Origin of the sequence: Microcoleus sp. Pol12B4, from assembly GCF_036701385.1 — a bacterium.
Lineage (GTDB): Bacteria > Cyanobacteriota > Cyanobacteriia > Cyanobacteriales > Microcoleaceae > Microcoleus.
In genome coordinates this window covers 1-6,491 of record NZ_JAUBQR010000295.1, presented here as the reverse complement: position 1 = coordinate 6,491, position 6,491 = coordinate 1, and the positions used below count along the sequence as shown (strand labels likewise).

The following is a 6,491-nucleotide window of genomic DNA, read 5'->3' as shown; positions in this document are numbered from 1 at the left end:
TTTTGTCGCATCCACAAAATATCTGCCGATTCATTGTGATAATTAAAAGTAACTGGAATTTGACCGACGGCTAGATTGAGAATTACTCGATCGACCTTTTCGCGAATAATCTCTTGCTGCAACACAAACGCAGTGCCCAAAGTCGGATGACCGGCAAAGGGCAATTCCTTCTTGGGCGTGAATATCCGCACGTCATAGCCGCCATCTCGCGGATCGGGCGATCGAATAAACGTAGTTTCTGAATAATTGATTTCCCTCGCTATCAGCAGCATTTGGGCTTCAGATAGTTCGGCAACTCCCGCACCGCAAAATACAGCTAGTTGATTGCCAGCATATTTTGACTCCGCAAACACGTCAACTATATAAAAATTCATAATTATGCCTTTGGTAAAAGTCGATAACTGATATTTTACATCGAGGGTTACAAAGCAGATTTATTTTATCGATCGAGTCACCGCGACGATTGGGCGCAGTTTAAAGAATCGCTTAAAATTGGAAGTATTTAATAGAAACAGCGATTTGTAAGAATTTGTTGAGGGATTTGTACGGATGGGCGATTTTAAACAACAGTTAGGGAAAATGTCGCGGCAAAAACGGCTTGATACTTTGGAAACTCTGCCAAGGCATTTAGTAGAGAGTGCGGCATGGGAACGACTGTACCAGTTGTTAACTGATTTCGATTTTATTGAGGCGAAACTGGAGGAGTTGGGAGTACAAACGTTAATTGAGGATTACGATTTACCGATAAATTCTAATATGTGGCTGTCGCAGGAGCAAAGTGAAACACTGAAATTGATTCAGGGAGCCATTCGCGAGTCAGCGCACATTTTGATTCATGATAAAACGCAATTAGCAGGGCAATTATTGGGGAGATTGCTAGATATTGAAATAGCTGAGCTTCAGGGGATGTTGGAACAGGTCAAGCAGTGGAAAGATAGTCCGTGGCTGCGACCTTTGAGAGCTAATTTTTGGCCGCCGGGGCAAGGATGTGTGCGATTCATCACGGGTCATAGGTTATGGGTATTGGGAGTCGCGATCGCACCCGATGGCCTGACAGCAATTTCGGCTTCATGGGATAAAAGCCTCAGAATCTGGGACACCGAGACAGGTAGAGAACTTCAAACCCTCATCGGTCATACTAAGCCTGTATTGGGAGTCGCGATCGCACCAGAGGGCAAACGAGCGATTTCGGCTTCACTCGATTGCACCCTAAAAATCTGGGACACCGAGACAGGCAGAGAACTGAGAACTCTCACCGGTCATACTAGAGGAGTAAATGCAGTGGCGATCGCACCCGATGGCCTGACAGCGATTTCCGCTTCACAAGATGAAACTCTGAAAACCTGGGATTTGCTCAGCGGCACCGAACTTACAACCCTCACCGGTCATACTGACAAGGTAACAGCAGTGGCGATCGCACCCGATGGCCGCACAGCGATTTCCACTTCACAGGATCGAACTCTAAAAATCTGGGACACCGAGACAGGCAGAGAACTGATTGCCCTCACCGGTCATACTGACAAGGTAACAGCAGTGGCGATCGCACCCGATGGCCGCACAGCGATTTCCGCTTCACGGGATCGCACCCTCAAAATCTGGGACACAAACAGCGGTAGGGAACTGAGAACTCTCACCGGTCATAGTGGGGGGGTAAATGCAGTGGCGATCGCCCCTAACGGCCTCATAGCGGTTTCCGGTTCATTGGATCGCACCCTCAAAATCTGGGATCTGCTTAGCGGCAAAGAAATTGCTAGTTTTAGCGGAGGTAGTGTGTTTGGCTGTGCGATCGCCCCTGATGGGGTGACAGTGGTAGCGGGTGATCGATCTGGCCGGGTGCATTTCCTGAGATTGGAGGGAGTTAGCGGCGGGGGATAGGAGTTTTAAGCGCGATGGAGTCTTCAATCGGCTGTCGTCGGGTTTTGTTTGACAAGACGTGGTTTCAACCGCCCGGCGTGAGCGAAAAAAGTCGCTTCATAGGCGATCGCGTATAAAATCAGAATAAAAACATAGGAGTAATCGCCGTGAGCGTCACGACTGTAAAATGGACGGTTGCAGACTACCACCGCATCATTGCAGCCGACATTCTGGAAGGGCGAAACGTTGAATTAATAGATGGAGAAATAATCGAAATAGCTCCCGAAGGAGAATCTCATGCTTACTCTAGCGATGAGGCTGGAGAGTACCTAATTTATTTGCTGGGCGATCGGGCTAAAATCCGCCAAGGTAAACCGATTATCTTGCCGCCAAGCAACTCCGAGCCACAACCCGATATCGCTGTAATTCAACGTTTGGGACAAGATTACCGAGAACATCATCCCTATCCAGAAAACATCTTTTGGCTGATAGAATACTCGGATCATACTCTGAGCAAAGACTTGGGAATCAAGAGCAAGATTTACGCGGAGGCCGGCATTTCTGAGTATTCGGTTGTCAATTTGCGAACGATGGAATTAATAGTATTTCGAGAGCCTACCAATGAAGGATATCAATCGAGAGAAACTCTGACTCAGGGTAATATTAATCCGCTGGCATTTCCTGATGTTGCAGTTTCGGTCGCTCGAATATTAGGGGCTTAGGTAAATTGGATAATAATGCAATTATTACTGCTGTTTTCTTGTTACCAGGCTCTGCCTGGTAACACAGATCCAGAGGCTCCGCCTCGCTATTTCAAACAGCGAATTGCCTCCAACATACCCCTGGCTTTATTGAGCGTTTCCTCATATTCCATATCCGGGTTAGAATCGGCCACCAAACCAGCACCTGCTTGCACAGAAACCGAATGTTTATCGCCTCCTTGAGAACGAACAACCATAGTCCGAATTGCGATCGCACTATTCAATTGTCCCTCAAAATCATAATACCCGTAAACCCCAGAATACGGCCCCCGGCGACAACCTTCCAACTCGTGCACAATCTCCATCGCCCGAATCTTCGGAGCACCGCTAACCGTACCCGCAGGAAAACCAGCTTTCAACAAATCCCAAGCTGTCTTATCCTCAGCCAATTCTCCCACCACATTGCTCACAATGTGCATGACGTGAGAATAACGCTCAATTTCCATTAATTCGTCAACTTTTACAGTACCGTTTCGGCAAACTCTTCCTAAATCGTTCCTGCCCAAATCAACTAACATGACGTGTTCCGCAATTTCTTTTGGATCTTGCAGCAATTCAGCAGCTAAAGCATCATCTTCTTGAGGAGTTTTACCTCGGCGGCGAGTGCCGGCGATTGGCCGCAAAGTTGCTATCTTTTTGCCATCAGCAGTGTTTTCCGCCTTCACCATAATTTCGGGACTCGAACCGATAATCTGCCAATCTCCGAAATGAAAATAAGCCATGTACGGAGAAGGATTAATCAGACGCAAAGAGCGGTAAAGTGCAAAAGAATCGCCACTGTATTCAGCCTCTAGTCGCTGGGAAATAACTACTTGAAAAATATCTCCGGCTTTGATATAATCCTTAGCTTTTAAGACATTGGCACAATACTTTTCACGGGTAATATTGCTAGTGTAAGCCAATTCTGTATTTCCGGTTGTGGAACGGGCATCTTGCCCGTTATTGGGAGGTGTCCATTCTATGAGAGTAGATTGCCGGGAAAGCGGCGATTGCAGCTTCTGAACTAACTTGCCAACCCGATCGCACGCGTGCTGATAAGCCTCGGCCAAATCAACGCCAACCTCGCGCAAATCCGCATAGGCCACGGCCCAAATTTTCCGCTTTACCTGGTCAAAAATCAGCAAATTATCAACCTGCATCCACAATCCATCCGGCAAATCATTCTCGCTTGCTGGATGCACGGGAACTCGCGGTTCTATCCACTTAATTAACTCGTAACCCCAAAAACCGAATAGCCCGCCAATTCCTGCTGGTAACTGCGGCAATTTGACGGGTTTGTAAGACTGCAAACATTCAGTTAAAGCTGCAAACGGATCGCCCGTAAATACTTTTTCGGAACCGTCACGGTAAACTTGAGTTGTGCGATCGCCTCTTGCCTCCAAAATCCACAACGGATCGCACCCTAAGAAACTATAACGCCCAAGTTTTTCCCCACCTTCGACCGACTCCAGCAGAAAACTGTAAGGTTGACCCGCACAAACCCGATACCACGCAGACACCGGCGTATCCAAATCAGCAACCCATTCTTGATACACGGGCACAAAATTGCCTTGTTTCGCCAGTTCCGAGAATTCTGAGAAATCGGGAAATATCATATACTAACTTCGCTATACAATCAATAAACAAAAGACGGGAACCAACATCCCTCCGGCGGCCGATACTCGCCAACTGCCATCACCGCCATCGGCTTGAGGGCGCGCAGCCCCTCTTTCAAGCACCAGCGAAACAAACTTGCGTACCTCAGCGGCAAGTGAAAAGCCAGCAATTCGCCGGGACTATACGCAGCAGCACCCAAGAGCAAAGCCTGCATATCCGCCTCAGTTTGGGCGACGCTGTGGCCCAAAGCAGACACCGCACAAGTATAAGCCACAATCCGACCTTGCTGGCAAGCAACGAAGGGAGAAAAGTAATTCAGGGCGTCTTCAATCTCCGAAGTTCGATCGCACCCGCACAGTTTTTCGCACAAAGCAGCACATTCCTCAACATCCTCACTAGCCATCGGTCGCACCTCAAACCCATACTGCGGGGGGGTGCGAAACTTGCCCTCCATTAACACAAAAGGTTCCTTCACCTCAAAACCCAAAGAAGCGTACAGCGACAGCGACGCCATATTAAAAGATTCATGAACCAAACGGATGCCTACAGCGTCTTGTCCGCGTTCCAGTAAGGCTTTCATGATTTCCCGTCCCGTGCCGCGGCATTGAAAAGTGCGATCGACACTGACGGGCCCGATACCGCGAATCGGGCTGCGTTCGTCCATAAACCCGCAGCCGACAACCGCACTCTCGCTCTCGGCTACGATCCCAAAAAATACCGGACTCTCGATTAGCAAGCCCGTTATTTCGGTTGCAAAATCCAGCGTTGGAAAATCTGTAGGGAATTTATGGCGATCGGAAATATCTTTAAAAGCTTCATAAGTAATGCCAGCGCAAACATCGATATCAGAAGGCTGCGCTCGCCTGATTACGACATTCATTTTTAATTTAACGATTAACTTTTAATAAGATTAGAAGTTTGCAGTAGTATTTTGGCGCTGCGGGCTTAGCCTGCTGCGTCAGAATACTACTGCAAAAACAAGTTTACAAGCTGAGCCTTACAGGGAATATTACCTATGTTTTGCTCAGCCATGCAGTCATGGTCTAAGGATCGAAAGTCTTCTTACCGCTGAACTTCAGCTTAGCCGGATTAGGATTGCTGCCAATATTGCGGTCAATCTTACCGTTGTAGGGACGACCTTCGTTCACCTTCTCAGGGAACACGCCATCCTTGGGATGCAGGTACTCAGTAGTACCGTCTGGAAACACGCGGTAAATTTTGTAGTTGGTGATTTTGAATTTAGCCCGCAGTTGCTGGCCGCCCAAAGCGATGCACTGCTCCTTCCGGGGCAGATGCAGCAAGTTGTCGCCTTGACGCATAATCGCAGCGCCACCCGTAGGCATTTCAAACACCTGCTCCTTGGGGCTAGTCCAAGTGATAGCGTACTTCTCTTCAACTAGCGCCTTGGTCAGCAAGCCGCCTGTGCTGCCGCCGAAGATTGGGGGTTGTCCAGTAAGTTGTTCGGCCATAGATATATCCAAAGGATTTTTACGGCATCGTATCATCGAGACTGCACGCTGTTCTCGAAATTGTAAGGAAAATTAACAGTTTTTTGGCGATCGATCTTTTCTGATAATTGATAATTAGTAATTAATAATTGATAATTGGTAATTTCCACCAAAGTTAGAAAACAGAATTAGGCAGCACGAACCCTGAAAAAATAATCAAAAAAAAACAGCAATTATTCTGGTGCTTGTGGGGCACCAGAATAATCGCACATTCCCCCAATTTTCCCCACAAACGATCGAACAATTTACCGCGCCACCCTAAGTCAAGAACCAATTAGGGTCATAGCCGCGCGGAATTTGGCTCAAAGCCGTCCAAGTTTCTTGATTGACAATCCCGTCGGCCTCAATCCCAAAGCTTTTTTGAAATGCGCGAACAGCTTTGTCCGTCAAAGTAGCAAAGTCGCCGTCAATTTTACCGCCATAATGCTGGGAAATTTTGAGAACTTCCTGAACAGTAGCGGCTGCTTCCCCAGAACTGCCCAATCTGAGTACCGGCATATTAACTGGAGCACCAGTATAAAGCGCCTGCCAAGTCAGCGGCCCGACAATACCGTCCGGCGACAAGAAAACCCGAAACTGAAACAGTTTCACAGAAAATTCAACTGCTTTGTTAAAAATTCCTTTAGCAGGATGCCGATAAAGTTGCAACTTGGTTAGCAGTTGTTCGAGTTCCAATACCGCTTTACCTTCAGAACCTAATTGTAGTTGTGGCTTTTTGGCCATAGGTTGAGTAGATTTCATCTGGGTTGTAGGTGACATAATCGATTTTCCT

General features: G+C 47.5%; 7 protein-coding genes. 2 read left to right on the top strand and 5 right to left on the bottom strand.

Annotation, left to right across the window (positions count from 1 at the left end):
* The coding region (locus QUA38_RS26550) for a PhzF family phenazine biosynthesis isomerase (RefSeq protein ID WP_333167182.1) at window positions 1–374 on the bottom strand (374 nt) is incomplete at its 3' end.
* A gap of 175 nt (window positions 375–549) precedes the next feature.
* On the opposite strand from QUA38_RS26550, the gene QUA38_RS26545 reads away from it, so the two are divergent.
* The gene (locus tag QUA38_RS26545; protein WP_333167180.1) at window positions 550–1,875 is read left to right on the top strand and encodes a WD40 repeat domain-containing protein; all 1,326 of its coding nucleotides are present in this window, start codon (window positions 550–552) and stop codon (window positions 1,873–1,875) included.
* Window positions 1,876–2,021: 146 nt separating this feature from the next.
* The gene (locus tag QUA38_RS26540; protein WP_333167179.1) at window positions 2,022–2,576 is read left to right on the top strand and encodes a Uma2 family endonuclease; all 555 of its coding nucleotides are present in this window, start codon (window positions 2,022–2,024) and stop codon (window positions 2,574–2,576) included.
* 86 nt (window positions 2,577–2,662) lie between these two features.
* Here the strand turns inward: QUA38_RS26540 and trpE are convergent, their stop codons facing one another.
* The 4 genes from trpE to QUA38_RS26520 all read right to left on the bottom strand — a co-directional run.
* A complete protein-coding gene (gene trpE, locus QUA38_RS26535; RefSeq protein WP_333167177.1) occupies window positions 2,663–4,210 on the bottom strand; it encodes an anthranilate synthase component I in 1,548 nt (515 codons plus the stop codon).
* Window positions 4,211–4,230: 20 nt separating this feature from the next.
* On the bottom strand, window positions 4,231–5,091 hold the full coding sequence (locus QUA38_RS26530) for a GNAT family N-acetyltransferase (protein ID WP_333167175.1): 861 nt from the start codon (window positions 5,089–5,091) through the stop codon (window positions 4,231–4,233).
* 163 nt (window positions 5,092–5,254) lie between these two features.
* Complete coding sequence (locus QUA38_RS26525) at window positions 5,255–5,680, bottom strand: photosystem I reaction center subunit II PsaD (protein ID WP_332949173.1); 426 nt, start codon at window positions 5,678–5,680, stop codon at window positions 5,255–5,257.
* Window positions 5,681–5,977: 297 nt separating this feature from the next.
* Window positions 5,978–6,491 (bottom strand): peptidoglycan-binding protein (locus QUA38_RS26520; protein WP_333167174.1); only part of this gene is annotated, 514 nt, incomplete at its 5' end.

Bases quoted from the DNA above. Each gene is read 5' to 3' on its own strand.
- QUA38_RS26545 (WP_333167180.1), top strand. From the start codon at position 550: ATGGGCGATTTTAAACAACAGTTAGGGAAAATGTCGCGGCAAAAACGG.
- trpE (WP_333167177.1), bottom strand. From the start codon at position 4,210: ATGATATTTCCCGATTTCTCAGAATTCTCGGAACTGGCGAAACAAGGC.
- QUA38_RS26530 (WP_333167175.1), bottom strand. From the start codon at position 5,091: ATGAATGTCGTAATCAGGCGAGCGCAGCCTTCTGATATCGATGTTTGC.
- QUA38_RS26525 (WP_332949173.1), bottom strand. From the start codon at position 5,680: ATGGCCGAACAACTTACTGGACAACCCCCAATCTTCGGCGGCAGCACA.